Source organism: Thioalkalivibrio sp. ALE22 (assembly GCF_000381445.1).
In the GTDB taxonomy this organism is placed as follows: Bacteria; Pseudomonadota; Gammaproteobacteria; order Ectothiorhodospirales; family Ectothiorhodospiraceae; genus Thioalkalivibrio.
Window position 1 is genome coordinate 265,303 of record NZ_KB906499.1, and the last position, 14,900, is coordinate 280,202.

The window sequence follows — 14,900 nt, forward strand, 5'->3', positions numbered from 1 at the left end:
CTGAATTGTCTACCACGAAGCGCACGAAGGCACGAAGAAGGGCCAGGTCAAAAGCGTTTGCACAGGAAGATGCGAAGACCGGAAGAGGGATATGGGATGACACCCTCGTGCTATGCCGGACTTCTCGGATGTGCCTCGGCCGCCCATCCAGTACCCACCAAAATCCTTCCAGACTTCCCGTCTTCCTGTGAACCGCCCTTGCCCTTCTTCGTGCCTTCGTGTGCTTCGTGGTGGATTAAAGTGATCGACCCCGGCGTACGGGCGCGTTCGCGCCAATCGCGTTCGAGGTCGGCGGCCGGCATCGGGCGGCCGAGCAGGAAGCCCTGTACCTCGTCGCAGCCCATCTCGCGCAGGAATCGGTGCTGCGCTTCGGTCTCCACGCCCTCGGCCAGCACCCGCAGCTTGAGGGTCTTGCCCAGGCCGATGATGGCGCGGGTGATGGCCTCGTCGTCCGGGTCGTTGCCGATGCCCCAGATGAACTCGCGGTCGATCTTCAGCGTGGTCAGCGGCAGCCGCCGCAGGTAGCGCAGGGACGACTGCCCGGTGCCAAAGTCGTCGATAGCCACCGACACCCCGAGGTGCACCAGGCGCTGGAGCATGGCCGCGGCCGCGTCGATGTCCTCGACCAGGACACTCTCGGTGACCTCCACCTCCAGGCGTTCGGGGGCGATCCCGGCTGCCTGGAGCGTCTCGAGGATGCGCTCGGGCAGGTTGGGGTCGGCGAACTGGCGCGCAGAGAGGTTGATCGCCAGGCGTAGCGCCGGCAGGCCCTTGCGGTCCCATTCCACCAGTTGTTGCGTGGCGGTGCGCAGCACCCAGTCCCCGATCGGCACGATCAGCCCGGTCTGTTCCGCCAGCGGGATGAAATCCGCCGGCGAGATCATCCCGCGCTCCGGGTGGCGCCAGCGGACCAGGGCCTCGATGCCGACCGTGTCACCCCGATTCAGGCCGGTCTGCGGCTGATAGTGGAGCTCGAACTCGCTCTGGCGCAGCGCGGTGCGCAGCCCCTGCTCCATTTCCAGTTGCTCGCGCGCCTGGGTGTTCAGCCTCTGCGTGTAGAAGCGACAGGTGTTGCCGCCGGCGTTCTTGGCATCGTGCAGGGCGCTGGTGGCATGGCGCAGCAGGTCGTCCTTGCCCCGTGCATCCTGCGGGAACAGGCTGACGCCGGCACTGATCGTCGCCACATGCTGGCCATCCCCCAGGGCGAACGGCTCGGCGCAGTGTTGCAGGATGGCCTGCGCGCGATCACGGGCCTCGGCCGGGTCCGCGATCGCGGTCAGGACCAGGGCGAATTCGTCCGCGGCCAGTCGTGCGAGGGTGTCGCGTGGCTGCAACTGATGCTGCAGCCGTTGTGCCAGTGCGTTCAGCAGGGCGTCCCCGGTGTCGTGTCCCAGGGTGCTGTTGATCGAGGTGAAGCGGTCGATGTCCAGCAGCAGTACCGCCAGTGGTTCCCCCTGGCGCTCGGCCTCGTCGAGGGTGGCGCGCAGGCGGGTGCGCAGCCCGGTCCGGTTGGGGAGGCCGGTCAGGGCGTCGAAATTCACCAGCTTGAACAGGGCCTGTTCAGTCTTCTCGCGCTCGGTCAGGTCCTGGTGGATGCCGAGGATGCGCGTGGGCGTCTCCTCTGCGCGTTCGCCTTCGGCCAGCATGTAGCGTTCTTCGCCGTGGGGCAGCAGCAGGCGATGCCGGATGGAGAAGCGGTGGGTCTGGCCGTTGGCCAGGCGCAGCAGGGCGAATGCCAGCGCGGCGCGATCATCCGGATGGGTGGCCTCCACCAGGGCCTCGCGGGTCAGGGTGCGGGGCTGGTCGCCATGTCCGAAGAGTTTGCTTGCCTCGGGCGAGAGGTGGACCTCGTCGGTCTCCAGGTCCAGGTCCCAGTGGCCGATGCGGGCCACACGCTGTGCGGCCAGCAAGCGTTGATGGCTGTCCTGCAGGGCCTGCTCGGCGCGCATGCGTTCCTGCACCTGATGGGTCAGCAGGTCGATAGCCTCGCGCAGGTGTTCGGCCTGCTCCGGTGTGTCGTCCGGTCGGTCCGCGCGCTGTTCGCGCAGGACCGCGAACTGCAGCGGCTCTTGGGCGTGCTGGCAGGTCCCGATGTCGATCAGGGCGGGACGGGGCCGGCCGTCCTCGCGGACCAGGTCCACCGGGTCGCGCCGCGGGATCCAGCCCTCTGCCCGGGTCGCCTCGCGCAGCCGCTCGTGCAGGTCGAAGGCCGGGTCTCGCGGCGTGATCAGGCGGGCCAGGTTGCGGCCGTCCAGGCTGCAGGCGGTGGTGCCGAACAGGCGTTCCGCCGCCGGGTTGGCGTAGCGTACGGTGCCGTCGGCCGTGACGAAGAGGATCGCCTCGCTCAGCGCGTTCACCAGATCGAGCGGGGCGGGGCTTTGACGGGGCTCCAGGGCGCAGGTCATGGCGTATCGCCGGATTCGCGCTGGGCGTCGGGGTCCGCTTGCCAGCGGTAGTCCGCCTCGACCCGGTTGCCGCTGCCGTGATAGCGCACCTGTTCGCACAGCTGGCGCACCAGAGTCAGTCCGCGCCCCCACAGGCGCTGGTCGCCGCGGCCCTCCAGGGCTTCCTGGATCCGCTGGTGGTCGAAGCCCGGTCCGCTGTCGCGCACGCGGATGCGGATGCAGTGCTGACCATCCAGCGGGCGGTAGCGCAGGGAGAGGGCGATCCGGCCGCGGATGTCGCTCAGGGCCGCGGCGCGCTGGCGATAGTACTGCTCGAAGCCCTCCACCGTGGCCTTCATGCCGGAGTCCAGCCGCAGCACGCCGTGTTCAAAGGCGTTGTTGCACAGCTCCGCAATCACGGTTTGCAGGGCCTCGGCGTGGCCCCCGCCCAGATCCGGCAGCCATTCGCGGAGCTGGTTGCGAGCCGCGCCGACCAGGTCGACTTCGGCCAGGCGCTGGTCGCTGGCCTCCAGGGACCAGCGCAGCGTGCCCCGAAGCTCGCGGCTCTGCGGTCGTTCGCTCTCGGTCACTACCGCCGGGCTGCAGTCGATGGTGACCAGGGTCATGTCGTCGGCGGGGGTCTGATCGCCACAGTGGAGATCCAGTGCCTTGCGGATGCGCTCGAAGGCGGTCCCGGCCGATTCGCTGGCCTGGCAGTGGCGAAAGATCGCGTCCTCGCCAAAGGCCGTTCCGGCGATGTCGGTGGCTTCGAGGACGCCGTCGCTGACCAGCGTCAGCCAGTCGCCGTCGTCGAGCTCGTAGCTGCGCGCCCCGGTGTCGAGGTCCAGCCGGTCGAGGATGCCCAGGGGCATCGCCTGGGACTGGATGCGCCGGACCCGGTCCTGGCGGGTATTGCACAGCCAGGCATCCGGCATGCCCCCATTCCAAAGACGCACCTGGCGGCCATCCGCGGAGAAGGTGGCGAGCAGCGCCCCCATGAACATCGCCGGCGGCAGGAAATCGTGCAGCACATGGTTCAGCTCGTGCAGCAGCTCCTGGTCGTCCACGCCGGCCTCTGTCAGGGTGTGGAAGGTCTCGCTGACCGGGTAGGCGCCGATCGCCGCGCTCAGCCCGTGGCCGGTGAAGTCGCCCACCAGCACGCGCAGGGCTCCGTCGGGCGTGTAGTCGGACAGCACCACGTCGCCGCTGAAGGTGGAGGCCGCGCAGCGATAGAGCTGCAGTCGGTCCAGCCCGCGGTTGCGGCGGGTGATGGCGCGCGAGAACAGGGTCTCGGCGGTTTCCTCCTCCCAGGCCTGGCGCGCCTGGGCGCGCAGCAGGGCGGCGTTGCGGCTTTGCAGGCCAGTGTGCAGGTCGCGCAGGCGCTCCATCGCGTGGATCTTGGCCTTCAGGATCGCGAGGTTCAGCGGCTTGCTGAGGAAGTCGTCGCCGCCGGATTCGATCGCCCGCAGCAGCGCGTTTTCGTCGTCCAGCGCGGTCAGAAAGATCACCGGGATGAAGTGCGCGTCCATCTCCGCCTTGATCCGGGACGTCGCCTGGTAGCCGTCCATCTCCGGCATCATCACGTCCATCAGGATCAGGTCGGGTGCCTGCTCCCGGCAGGCCTGCAGGGCCGTCCGGCCATCCGAGGCCTCGCGCACCTCGTAGCCGGCGCCCACCAGCATCATGCGCAGCAGTCGCCGGTTGTGCGGGTCGTCGTCGGCGACCAGTACTCGGCCTTCGCCGGAGATCAGGTCACCGGGCGGGGTCGAGCGCGGCTCGGGGGCGGTGTCGTCCACGGGGCCGGTTACTGGATGCGGAACAGGCGGCCAAAATTGGCGATGTCCAGTACCTTGCGCACGCCCTCCGAGGCACCGGTGATGCTGACGTCGGAGAACTCGCCGCCGGCGTGTTCGCGCAGCAGGAGCAGCATGCCGAGTGCGGAGCTGTCCATGTACTCGGTATGGGCGAGGTCGACGATGTAGCGCACGCCGGTCCCGCCGGTGTCGCGGTAGGCGGCGCGGAAATCCTGGTGCTGCTCGAAGTCGAACCGGCCCTTGACCCGGATGCGGACTTCCTTGCCGTCGTCGGAGGTGTACTGCTCGATGCTCATATGCGGTTCCTGGCGCTGTGGCGGGCTTCATGCCCGGTGAGAGTTGGTACGCGGCCCCGGGATTCGCGATCGGGTACGCGGGGGTTCGACGGAAAAACCTCAGAACAATTCCACATCCCCCGTGCCCATGTTCTGCTGGTTGACTGCGCGGTGATAGGTCTCCTGGCGGCGCTCGCGCCATTCGCGCACGCGGGTGGCCATGGCCCGCGCGTCCTCGGTAGAGCGGGCCTCGTGCAGGATGCTTCGCAGCTCCTGCAGATGTGCCACGGCCTCCTCCGCGGTGCCCAGTGACTGGCGGGCGATGTCCTCGAACTGCAGCGAGCGCACGGCGGTCGCGACCGCCTGGTTCATGTGCTCGCTCAGCTCGGCCTCCTCGCGGATGCGGTCCTCGAGCTCGTCGGTGGCGCGCTGCGCGTAGGCGAACAACCGGGTGATGCGTTCCTTCTCGCCCATACTTTGGTTCATGTCGCGCGAGGCCATGTCGTGTACGGTCCCGTGGACCTTTTTGATCGATTCGCGGGCCTGGTCGATCTGCGCGCGGATATCGTCGTGGAAGGTGGCCGAACGCTGGGACAGCGAGCGCACCTCTTCGGCGACCACGGAGAAGCCGCGCCCGGCCTCGCCGGCCCGCGCCGCCTCGATGCTGGCATTGAGCGCCAGCAGGTTGGTCTGCCCGGCGATCGCGCCGGCGCTGTCCAGCAGCTTGAACACCCCGTCCATGTGCTGGCTCATGTCCTCCATGTGGTGGGCGCTCTCCACGCTCTGCCGGCTGATCTGCACCAGGGTGTCGATGAACATCTGCAGGGTCTCGTCGGACTTGCGCGTCAGTTCGGTGATGACCTCGGCGTGGGTCATACCCTGCCCGTCAGCGCCCTCTCGCGCGACATCGCTGGTCATCAGTTCCATCTGGCGGCCGGCGATCTGGTGCATCTCGTTGAAGCTGGTGCCCAGGTCCTGCACGGCATCGGCGATCAGCCCGCGCTGGCGGCCGATCTCCGCCTCCAGCTGGTCCAGCTCGAAGCGCATCGCCTGGTCCAGTGCGTCGGAGAGTTCGCCGCCGCCGGTGGGCTGGCTCGCGGTCATGTCCGCGCTGGATTCGGCCGCCGGGGCCGGCCCGCGCAGATACGCGCCTGCGGTGATCAGGGCCGCCAGTCCGGCCAGGATTGCGGCCCCCAGAGCGATCCAGCCGGCCCCATTCAGTGCGGCGAGGATCGCCCCGAGCAGGAGCAAAACGGCGAGGCTGAGCGCCAGCCCCTTCTGGGTGATGTCACGGGTCAGCCATTGCATACGGTGGTCCATTCCGGTGGCTCCTATTCGCCGGCTGCGGCGGCTTTGCGGTGATCGCGGATCAGCGCGGCGGCGATCCGGCCCAGCGGCAGCACCTGGTCGGCGGCGTCCAGCTTGACCGCCTCGCCGGGCATACCCCAGACCAGGCTGGTGCTCTCGTCCTGGGCGATGGTGTGGGCCCCGGCCTCGCGCAGCGCCTTGAGCCCGCGGGCCCCGTCGTCACCCATGCCCGTCAGCAGGGCGGCCATGACGTTGGCCCCGGCCTGTTCTGCGGCCGAGTTGAACAGCACGTCCACGCTGGGGCGATGACGGTTCACGGGGCCGCTGCGGTCCAGGCGGCAGACGTAGCGGGCGCCGTCCCGCGCCAGACGCAGGTGGTAGTCGGTACCCGGGGCGACGTAGGCATGCCCGGGCATCACGATGTCGCCGTCCTCGGCCTCCTTCACGCTGAGCGCGGTGTTCCGATCCATGCGTTCTGCAAAGGCGCGACTGAAGCCGGAGGGGATGTGCTGGGTGATCAGGATGCCCGGCGCGTCCGGCGGCAGGGCCGTGAGCACCTCGCGCAGGGCCTCCGTACCCCCGGTGGAGGCCCCCAGGGCGATTACCCGGTCAGTGGTGCGAAAGCGCGCCGCGCCCGCGGAGGCGAGCCGCTGCGGCGCTGCTGCCGGGGTCGCGCTGCGGGCCTGCAGGCGGATGCCGGCCGCGGTGCGGATCTTGTCGATCAGCACGTCGGCGTAGTCCTGCAGGGCATGCGAGACATCCATCTTGGGTTTGGTGACGAAATCCACCGCGCCCACCTCCAGCGCCTCCAGGGTCACATCCGCACCCGCCTCGGTCAGCGAGGAGACCATCACCACCGGCATCGGGCGCAGGCGCATCAGATTGCGCAGGAAGGTGATGCCATCCATCTTCGGCATCTCCACGTCCAGGGTCAGCACGTCGGGTTCGTGCTGCTTGATCTTCGTGCGCGCGTCATAGGGGTCGGAGGCGGCGGCGACCACCTCGATGTCCGCGGCCTGCGACAGGATCTCGGTCAGCAGCTTGCGGATCAGGGCCGAGTCGTCGACGACCAGAACGCGGATGGGCTTGGCATTGGCAGGCATCTAGAACAGCTCCACGTCGCCCTGCAAGGGATCGTCCTGCAGTCGGCGGCGGTAGTCCTGCTCACGCTCGAGCAGGGTGTTGTTGTGCAGGGCCACGAGCTTCTTGATGCGCACGCGCCCGGTGGCGGGGAAGAAGACGACCTTGCGCGGCCAATGCCCGCCGACGTCCTCGGCGACCAGGTCCAGGTTCTCCTCGCGCAGGAAGCGGCGCAGGAAGGTGATATTGCCGGCACCGACGTCGGTCATCCCGGCCATTACGCGGCCGCCGCCGAACATCTTGACGCGCAGGTCGCTTCGCTCCGCGCCCAGCTTCAGCAGTTCGTTGATCAGGAACTCCATCGCATGGGTGCCATAGCGCGTGGCATTGGAGACCGCCGGTCCCCAGCCGCTGTTACGGGCGCCGTCCGGCAGCATGAAGTGGTTCATGCCGCCGATGCCGGCCGTAGGCGACCACACGCAGGCGGACACGCAGGAGCCCAGCACCGTGGTGATCAGTTCGGTCGGGGAGACCGAGACGTAGCACTCCCCCGGCAACAGCTTCGCGGCCGGGCAGGCGTGCACCCGGTCCCAGTAGCGATTGATGTGCGCGAAGGCGCCATCGTGCAGCTGCGGCAGGGCGGACATCAGGCCGCCCTCCGGTACAGCGTCTGCTCCAGCAGCCGGAAGTCCTCGGTCACGCGGAACAGCGACTCGGAGTGCCCGATGAACAGGTAGCCCTCCGGGCGCAGCAGTTGCGCAAAGCGTTCCACCAGCTGCTTCTGTGTCGGCTTGTCGAAGTAGATCAGCGTGTTGCGGCAGAAGATCACGTCCAGCGGGCCCTTCATGGGCCATGGGTCGAACAGGTTCAGCTGGCGGAAGTTCAGCATGGCGCGCAGCTCGTCGCGGATCTTGACCCGGCCCTCGTTGGCGCCAGTCCCGCGCAGCAGCCAGCGCTTCTGGCGCGCCTGCGGGATGCCGGTGACGCGCTTGGCGTCATACACCCCGGCATCGGCATGGGCGACCACGCGCGAGTCGATATCGGTGGCGAGGATGCGCACATCCTCCGGCGACGGCAGGGCCTCGGCCAGCGTCATCGCGATGGAGTAGGGCTCCTCGCCGGTGGAGCATCCGGCCGACCAGACCTTCAGCGGGCCGGTTGGGTTGGCCCGCCGGAGCTCCTCCAGCACCGGGCCGCCCAGCATCTCGAAGTGGTGCGGTTCGCGGAAGAACGCGGTCAGGTTGGTGGTCAGGGCATTGATGAACTGCTCCAGCTCGCCCTCGTCGCCCCCCTCGACCCGGTCCAGGTAGGTGTCGAAGGCATCCAGGCCGAGCACGCGCAGCCGCCGCGAGAGCCGGCTGAAGACCAGCTCCTTCTTGCTCTCGTTGAGCATGATCCCGGTGCGTTCCTGCGTCAGGCGCGCCACGCGCCGGAAGTCGCGCTCGCTCAGGCGATCGGAGGCGGCCATCTAGCATCGAGCCTCCATCCTCAGAACTCCTCCCATTCTTCGGAGGCCTCTTGGCGCGAGGGGGCCGGGGCCGGGCGCTTGCTGGCGGCGTTGCCACTGGCAGAGGTGGGCCGCTTCAGCGCGGAGGCGCCGCTCTGGGCGGGCGCGCCCGCCGGGGCTGGACGGGCACTCGGCTGCCTCATCGCCTGCCCGGCGGCCGCGGCCTGCTCGCCCTTGAAGAAGCTCATCAGCTCCAGCAGTTCGCGCGACTGGTCGTCCAGGGATTCGCTGGCGGCCGCGGCCTCCTCGACCAGGGCGGCATTCTGCTGGGTCACCTCGTCGAGCTGGGTCACGGCCTTGTTGATCTCGTCGAGGCCGGTGGACTGCTCCTCGCTGGCCGCGGCGATCTCGGCAATGATGTCGGAGACCTTCTTCACCGAGTCGACGATGTCCTCCAGGGCCTTGCCGGAGTTGTCGACCAGCTTGCTGCCTTCGCCGATGCGCTCCACCGAGTCGTTGATCAGGGTCTTGATCTCCTTGGCGGCCTGCGCACTGCGCTGGGCCAGGTTGCGCACCTCGGTGGCGACCACCGCGAAGCCGCGGCCCTGCTCACCCGCGCGGGCGGCTTCCACGGCGGCATTCAGTGCCAGCAGGTTGGTCTGGAATGCGATCTCGTCGATCACGCCGATGATGTCGGCGATCTTCTTCGAGGACTGGTTGATCTCGCCCATCGCGGTCACGGCCTTGTCGACCACCTCGCCGCCTTCCTGGGCCTTGTCGCGGGCGGCGCTGGCGAGCTGATTGGCCTGCTTGGCGTTGTCCGCGTTGGACTTGACCGTGGAGGTCATCTCTTCCATTGACGAGGCGGTCTCCTCCAGCGAGGAGGCCTGTTCCTCGGTGCGCTGGGACAGGTCGGTATTGCCCTGGGCGATCTCGGCCGAGGCCGAACGGACGTTGCCCGCGCCTTCGAGGATCTGCCCCACGAGCTGGTCGAGGTTCTCCAGCGAGGTGTGGATGGCGTCGCGGAACTCGGCGAATTCGCCGCGGAACTCGCCCTGCATGCGCACGCTCAGATCGCCCTCGGCCATGGCCTGCATCACCCGAGAGCCCTCGCGCACCGGCGGGACGACGGCGTCGAGCAGCTCGTTCAGGCTCTCGGCGATACTTTGGGTGAATCCGCTGTAGCGCTCGGTCTCCAGGCGTTCGCCCAGGTTGCCGCTTGCCGCGTCGCGGATCAGGGCATCGATCTCGGCCTCGGCGGTCCGCATCTCGGTGACATCCCGCCACTCCAGCATGTTGCCGGCATAATTGCCGTCGTCGTCGATGATCGCGGTCGCGTTAATCCAGAAGCGCAGGTCGCCCAGGCTGATTTCGGTTTCGTACGGCAGCCTGGACGGGTCCTTCAGGATGGAATGCTGATGCGACGGGACCGAGTGAAACTGGTCAATGGACTGACCCACCATGTTGTATGGGTCGAAGCCTGGAAACGCCTTGGTGAAGGCCTCGCGGTGTTTCTGGAACATCGCGGTCAGGGCGGCGTTGGCGAAGGTGATGGTCATGTTCTCGTCACACATCATGAGCGAGGACGAGGCGCCGTTGATCGCGGCCGCAAAGCGCGCGCGCTCGCGGTCCGCCTCGTTCCATTCCGTCACGTCCTGCCACTCGACCATGCTGCCGATGATCCTGCCGTTGTCATCGGTGATCCCGGATGCCTGCAGCTTGAATTCGAGTCCACCGACCTCGATCTCGGCGGTGTAGGGCATGCGTGCCGGGTTCGACAGGATGGCGCGCTGATGTGACGGGTCCTTGTGGAATTGGTCGATCGACTGTCCCACGAGGTTGTCCGGATCGAAGCTCGGGAAGTGCTGCTGCAGGATGTGGCGGCGTTTCCGCAGCAGACTGACGACCGCCTCGTTGGCGTAGATGATGTTCATATCGTCGTCACACATCATCACCGCCATTTGCGACCCCTCGCAGGCGGCACGCATGAAGCGGCCGTCCATCATCTCGTTCGGGTCGGTTTCTGGGGCGTCGGTTTGCGGATTGGCGGCCATGGGGGTGTCCTCGCTTGGCTTGTTCGTATGACGCGCGGCCGAGGTGCGGCGGCGGGCGGGTTTGTTGGTTTTCGGCGTCTCGGTTTTCGGGCCGGACTTGGTTTCGGGGGCGGCTTCGTCCGAAGCCGGGCGCTCGCTCGGGGCCTCGTCGGAGCCCGGTTCGCGGGCCGCGCTGGATGGGTCCATCCAGCCCAGCGGGTCGTTGCCCAGCTTGTTGCGTTTGCGTGTGGTCATGGCCCGTGTTCTCCCTGGCTTGCGGCTCAGGCGTGTGCCGCCGTCGGGCGGGTGTTGGTTGGTGCCCCGGCCGCGATCAGGTCGGCGGCCAGTTGCTGGAAGTCCGCGGCCGCGCGATGGCGCGGCTGGTACTCGAAGATCGTCTGCCCGAAGCTCGGGCTCTCGGCCAGCACCACCGACTCGCGGATGGTGGTGGGCAGCAGGGCATCGGCGAAGTGTTCGCGGATGCGCTCGCGCACCTCGCGGGCGTGGCGGCGCTGTTCGACAAAGCGCGACAGCACGATCCACTTGCGACGGCTCGTACCCAGGCGCGCCTCGATGCCCTGCAGGATGCGCATCAATCGCGACAGCCCGTTCAGGGCCAGGAAGTCTCCGGCGACCGGGATCAGCATCTCGTCGGCGGCGATGATGGCGTTCATGCCCAACAGGCCGGCCGACGGCGGGCAGTCGATCAGCACGAAATCGAAGGGCTGTTCCAGCCGGTCCAGGGCCTTCTGCAGGCGCCAGCCACGCGCGGCTCCACCCTCGTTCAGGTTCTCGACCTCCTGTAGCTGTTCCCCGGCGGCGACGATCTGCAGCCCGTTCCCGGCTTCGCTGAAGGCGTCCTCCAGGCGCGCGCCACCCTGCAGGACCTGATCCAGGCCGGCCGGGTCCTCCAGCCCGAAGGCCATGGAGAGATGCCCCTGCGGGTCGGCGTCGATCGCCAGCACCCGATGCCCGGCCAGGGCCAGGGCATGCGCCAGGTTCAGGGTCACGGTCGTCTTGCCGACGCCGCCCTTCTGGTTGATCACCGCGATGGTCCGCATGGTTCCCCGGCAGCCCCCGGCTACGCCGTGGCCTCCGCTTCGATGGCGTCGGTGCTGGCAATCAGGCCCGGGCCGAGCAGGGTGTCGATGTCCAGCATCAGGATCATCTTGTCGTCGACCGTCGCCAGGCCGCGTACGAAGTCGATCCCGATGCGGGTATTGAAGTCGGGGGCCGGCTGCATGTCGTCCGCGCCCACGCTGTAGACCTCGGACACGGCATCGACGACGATCCCCATCACGCGCTCGCGGTCCTCGTTGATCACGCGCAGCATGATCACCACGGTGGTCGGGCCGTATTCCATCGGTTCCATGCCGAAGCGCAGGCGCATGTCGATGATCGGCACGATCATCCCGCGCACGTTGATCACCCCGCGGATGTAGTCCGGGGCATTGGGCAGCGGGGTGGGCCGCTCCCAGCCCTTGATCTCCTGCACCCGCAGGATGTCCACGCCGTATTCCTCCTCCGCGAGGATGAAGGTGAGGTACTGGTCCTCGCCGGCGGTGGCGGGGTCGTGGATGGACTGGGTTGCGTCGTTCGCCATTGCGTTGGGCTCCTTGATTTTTACGCCGCGCGGGTGTCGCGCCCGGAGGCCATCCGCGCGATCCCCGCGACATCCAGGATCAGGGCCACCTGGCCGTCCCCAAGGATGGTCGCGCCGGCGGTGCCGGGGACCTTGCGGAAATTGGTTTCCAGCGTCTTGATCACGACCTGCTGCTGGCCCAGGAGGTCGTCGACGCGCAGGGCGACACGCTGGTCGTCGGCCTCGGCCACCACCAGCAGGGCGCGCTCCGGCAGCGGGCTGGGCTCGGCCCGGCCGAACAGCGCGGCCAGATCGACGATGGGGATGTATTCGTCCCGCAGCCGGTACAGCGGCAGCTTGCCGAAGGCCTGCTTCACACTCTCCGGCTGCGTCTGCAGTGACTCGACGATCGCGATCAGCGGGATCACGAAGGTCTCGTCGCCGATCTTCAGCAACTGACCGTCCATGATCGACAGCGTCAGCGGCAGGCGGATGGTCAGGCGCGAACCCTTGCCCGGTTCGGACTCCAGTTCGACGTTGCCGCCCAGGCCACGGATATTCTTCTTCACCACGTCCATGCCGACGCCGCGGCCGGAGAGATCGCTGACCTGGTCGGCGGTGGACAGCCCCGGCTCGAAGATCAGTTGCAGGATCTCGTGGCGGTCCAGTTGCTGGTTCGGGCCGACAATCCCGGCGTCGCGGGCCTTGGCCAGGATGCGGTCGGCATCCATGCCCTTGCCATCGTCGCGGATCTCGATGACCACGTTACCGCCGCGGTGGTAGGCCTCCAGACTGACCTGGCCGGTCTCGGGTTTGCCCGCCGCCGCGCGGACATCGGGCATCTCGATGCCGTGATCCACGGCATTGCGGACCAGGTGCACCAGCGGGTCGCCCAGGTGTTCCATGACCGTCTTGTCGATCTCGGTGTATTCGCCCTTCAGGGTCAGCTCGATCTGCTTGCCGAGCTGCCCGGAGATATCGTGCACCAGGCGCGGGAAGCGGTTGAAGACCTGGGCGATCGGCACCATGCGGATGCCCATCACGCTTTCCTGCAGCTCGCGGGTATTGCGCTCCAGCTCCGCCAGGCCGGTGCGCAGGCGCTCGATCTGCGCCTCCATCTGCGAGGGGTCTTCCTCCAGCTGTTCGCTGATGTCGGTCAGCATCGACTGGGTGATGACCAGCTCACCGACCATGTCGATCAGCGCATCGATCTTGCCGGTGTTCACCCTCATGGAGCTGGATTCCGCGCTGCGTTTATTGCCGGCGCGCGCAGCGGGCGGCTCGGCGGGGGTCTCCGTGGCAGGGGAATCCGGGGACGTAACCGGTTGCTCTGCCACTGTGTCCGTGGCCGTCTCAGGGACGGCGAGGGGTTCGATCTCCAGGTCGCATTCGTCCTCGACCCACTCGAAGACCTCTTCGATCTGGTCGCGGGTCGCGTCCCCTTCCAGTTCCAGGGTCCAGGCGAGATAGCAGTCCTCCGGGTCGAAGGCCTCCGCGCTGTCCGGCAGGCGGTCGGTCTCGCAGTGCACGGTCAGTCGGCCCAGCTCCTCCAGCACCTCGAACATGCGCAAAGGGTCGTTGCCGGTGCGCATCAGGTCCGCGTAGGGGCGGAACTGGATGCGCCAGCCGCGCGGGCCGTTGCCGCCGCCACCGTCGCTATCGGCGGCAGCGTCTCCGCCCGATCCGCCGTTTGCCGTGCCGCCCGGGGCGCTGTCGGCTGGCGCGGCATCATCCAGGTGGGCTTCGATCAGGGTGCGCACCTCGGCCACCTCGCCGGCGTCGGCTTCGCCGCCGTCACGGGCGGCATGCAGCTGGGCGCGCAGGATGTCCACCGCTCGCAGCAGCAGGTTCACCGTCTCCGGCGACGCCTCCTGTTCACCCTTGCGCATCCGGTCCAGCAGGGTCTCGACGCCGTGGGTGAACTCGGAGATCGCGCCGAATCCGAAGGTCCCGGCCCCACCCTTGATCGAATGGGCGCAGCGGAAGATGGTATTCAGGGTCTCCGGATCGCCGCCGTCCAGCGCCAGGAGTTCGGTCTCCATGCGCTCCAGCCCCTCGAAGCTCTCCTCGAGAAAGGCATCGACGAACTGGGCCATGTCGACCGACATGACTAGCGCAGCACCCGGTTCACGGTGTTCATCAGCTGGTCCGGGTCGAACGGCTTGACCAGCCAGCCGGTCGCACCCGCCGCCTTGCCTTCCTGTTTCTTCTCCGGGCCGGCCTCGGTGGTCAGCACCAGGATCGGGGTGAACTTGTAATCGCCCAGCTTGCGCAGTTCGCGGGTCAGTTGCAGCCCGTCCATGCCCGGCATGTTCACGTCGGTGATCACCAGGTCCGCCTTCGTCCCCTGGGCCTTGCCCAGGCCGTCGTTGCCGTCGCGCCCCTCGGTGACCTCGTGTCCGGCCTGCTTGAGGGTGAATGCGACCATCTGGCGCATCGAGGCAGAATCGTCCACCACCAGAACCTTAGCCATTGATCTCTCCTTAATCGGTGTCGTGTTCTTGTCCGGTACTCGCGGCGGATCTTTCCGCGCCGAGCGCCTGGAAGGCCTGTGCGAAGACGGCGCTTGCGCCGTTGATTGAAAAACCCTGCGCATGGCGCGTCGCCGTATGGCGTGCCATCAGCAGCACCTGTACACCGGCCGCGTCGATATCGGCCACGGTCGTCGCGTCCACCTGAAGGTCCTCGCCGGCATCCAGCGCCACGCGCAGCTCCTGCCAGCAGGCGGTCGCGGTGTCGATGCGCAGGCGTTCGGGCAGCGCTATGGTGGTCATCGCCGTTACCTTTCCGTGAATTCGTTCACACTGTACAGGAGCTGTACAGATATTTCCCAGCTCCTTGTAAAAAACTTGTACGGCTGCGGGTGGGAAAACTTGAGGACGGATTCACATGGAAACGTCGGCAGCGCGCTGGACTTTCGTCGCGCCAGTGTGACCAGATGCCGTGTGCGCCCGCGCAAGCCCGCTTTTTCCATGCA

At 67.7% G+C, this 14,900-nt stretch carries 12 protein-coding genes and 2 pseudogenes; all 14 read right to left on the bottom strand.

Annotated features, from left to right (window positions below; all coding sequences use genetic code 11):
- Positions 1-110: 110 nt before the first annotated feature.
- On the bottom strand, positions 111-2,405 hold the full coding sequence (locus F793_RS0101290) for a bifunctional diguanylate cyclase/phosphodiesterase (protein WP_018881876.1): 2,295 nt from the start codon (positions 2,403-2,405) through the stop codon (positions 111-113).
- Positions 2,402-4,180, bottom strand: coding sequence for a SpoIIE family protein phosphatase (locus F793_RS0101295; RefSeq protein WP_018881875.1), 1,779 nt, complete (start codon positions 4,178-4,180; stop codon positions 2,402-2,404). The genes F793_RS0101290 and F793_RS0101295 overlap by 4 nt, the downstream gene beginning before the upstream one ends.
- 8 nt (positions 4,181-4,188) lie before the next feature.
- Complete coding sequence (locus F793_RS0101300; protein WP_018866661.1) at positions 4,189-4,494, bottom strand: STAS domain-containing protein; 306 nt, start codon at positions 4,492-4,494, stop codon at positions 4,189-4,191.
- 99 nt (positions 4,495-4,593) lie between these two features.
- Positions 4,594-5,793 carry a methyl-accepting chemotaxis protein gene (locus F793_RS0101305; protein WP_019592763.1) on the bottom strand — a complete coding sequence of 400 codons (1,200 nt, stop codon included), beginning with the start codon at positions 5,791-5,793 and terminating at the stop codon, positions 4,594-4,596.
- An 11-nt stretch (positions 5,794-5,804) separates the two neighbouring features.
- Positions 5,805-6,884 carry a chemotaxis response regulator protein-glutamate methylesterase gene (locus tag F793_RS0101310; RefSeq protein ID WP_018866663.1) on the bottom strand — a complete coding sequence of 360 codons (1,080 nt, stop codon included), beginning with the start codon at positions 6,882-6,884 and terminating at the stop codon, positions 5,805-5,807.
- On the bottom strand, positions 6,885-7,508 hold the full coding sequence (cheD, locus tag F793_RS0101315) for a chemoreceptor glutamine deamidase CheD (RefSeq protein WP_018866664.1): 624 nt from the start codon (positions 7,506-7,508) through the stop codon (positions 6,885-6,887).
- A complete protein-coding gene (locus F793_RS0101320) occupies positions 7,508-8,329 on the bottom strand; it encodes a protein-glutamate O-methyltransferase CheR (RefSeq protein WP_018866665.1) in 822 nt (273 codons plus the stop codon). Before F793_RS0101320 ends, cheD begins: the two co-directional genes overlap by 1 nt.
- Before the next feature lie 20 nt (positions 8,330-8,349).
- Complete coding sequence (locus F793_RS0101325) at positions 8,350-10,596, bottom strand: methyl-accepting chemotaxis protein (protein ID WP_018881873.1); 2,247 nt, start codon at positions 10,594-10,596, stop codon at positions 8,350-8,352.
- Between the two features lie 26 nt (positions 10,597-10,622).
- On the bottom strand, positions 10,623-11,402 hold the full coding sequence (locus F793_RS0101330) for a ParA family protein (RefSeq protein WP_018881872.1): 780 nt from the start codon (positions 11,400-11,402) through the stop codon (positions 10,623-10,625).
- Positions 11,403-11,422: 20 nt separating this feature from the next.
- Positions 11,423-11,944, bottom strand: coding sequence for a chemotaxis protein CheW (locus F793_RS0101335; RefSeq protein WP_018866668.1), 522 nt, complete (start codon positions 11,942-11,944; stop codon positions 11,423-11,425).
- Between the two features lie 20 nt (positions 11,945-11,964).
- Positions 11,965-13,176: pseudogene (locus tag F793_RS14240) on the bottom strand (chemotaxis protein CheA); the annotation flags it as partial.
- Positions 13,177-13,283: 107 nt separating this feature from the next.
- Positions 13,284-14,031 (bottom strand): annotated as a pseudogene (locus F793_RS14245) (Hpt domain-containing protein); the annotation flags it as partial.
- Between the two features lie 2 nt (positions 14,032-14,033).
- Positions 14,034-14,396: a response regulator gene (locus tag F793_RS0101345; RefSeq protein WP_018866670.1), complete on the bottom strand. Its 363-nt coding sequence runs from the start codon at positions 14,394-14,396 to the stop codon at positions 14,034-14,036.
- Positions 14,397-14,406: 10 nt separating this feature from the next.
- Positions 14,407-14,697, bottom strand: a complete 291-nt coding sequence (locus tag F793_RS0101350) for an STAS domain-containing protein (protein ID WP_018881870.1) — start codon at positions 14,695-14,697, stop codon at positions 14,407-14,409.
- Between the last annotated feature and the right edge of the window lie 203 nt (positions 14,698-14,900).

What these genes read in the sequence shown, in the direction of transcription:
- F793_RS0101305 (WP_019592763.1), bottom strand. Translation starts at nt 5,793, where the DNA reads ATGGACCACCGTATGCAATGGCTGACCCGTGACATCACCCAGAAGGGG.
- F793_RS0101335 (WP_018866668.1), bottom strand. Translation starts at nt 11,944, where the DNA reads ATGGCGAACGACGCAACCCAGTCCATCCACGACCCCGCCACCGCCGGC.
- F793_RS0101320 (WP_018866665.1), bottom strand. Translation starts at nt 8,329, where the DNA reads ATGGCCGCCTCCGATCGCCTGAGCGAGCGCGACTTCCGGCGCGTGGCG.
- F793_RS0101310 (WP_018866663.1), bottom strand. Translation starts at nt 6,884, where the DNA reads ATGCCTGCCAATGCCAAGCCCATCCGCGTTCTGGTCGTCGACGACTCG.
- F793_RS0101300 (WP_018866661.1), bottom strand. Translation starts at nt 4,494, where the DNA reads ATGAGCATCGAGCAGTACACCTCCGACGACGGCAAGGAAGTCCGCATC.
- F793_RS0101350 (WP_018881870.1), bottom strand. Translation starts at nt 14,697, where the DNA reads ATGACCACCATAGCGCTGCCCGAACGCCTGCGCATCGACACCGCGACC.
- cheD (WP_018866664.1), bottom strand. Translation starts at nt 7,508, where the DNA reads ATGTCCGCCCTGCCGCAGCTGCACGATGGCGCCTTCGCGCACATCAAT.
- F793_RS0101290 (WP_018881876.1), bottom strand. Translation starts at nt 2,405, where the DNA reads ATGACCTGCGCCCTGGAGCCCCGTCAAAGCCCCGCCCCGCTCGATCTG.
- F793_RS0101325 (WP_018881873.1), bottom strand. Translation starts at nt 10,596, where the DNA reads ATGACCACACGCAAACGCAACAAGCTGGGCAACGACCCGCTGGGCTGG.
- F793_RS0101330 (WP_018881872.1), bottom strand. Translation starts at nt 11,402, where the DNA reads ATGCGGACCATCGCGGTGATCAACCAGAAGGGCGGCGTCGGCAAGACG.
- F793_RS0101345 (WP_018866670.1), bottom strand. Translation starts at nt 14,396, where the DNA reads ATGGCTAAGGTTCTGGTGGTGGACGATTCTGCCTCGATGCGCCAGATG.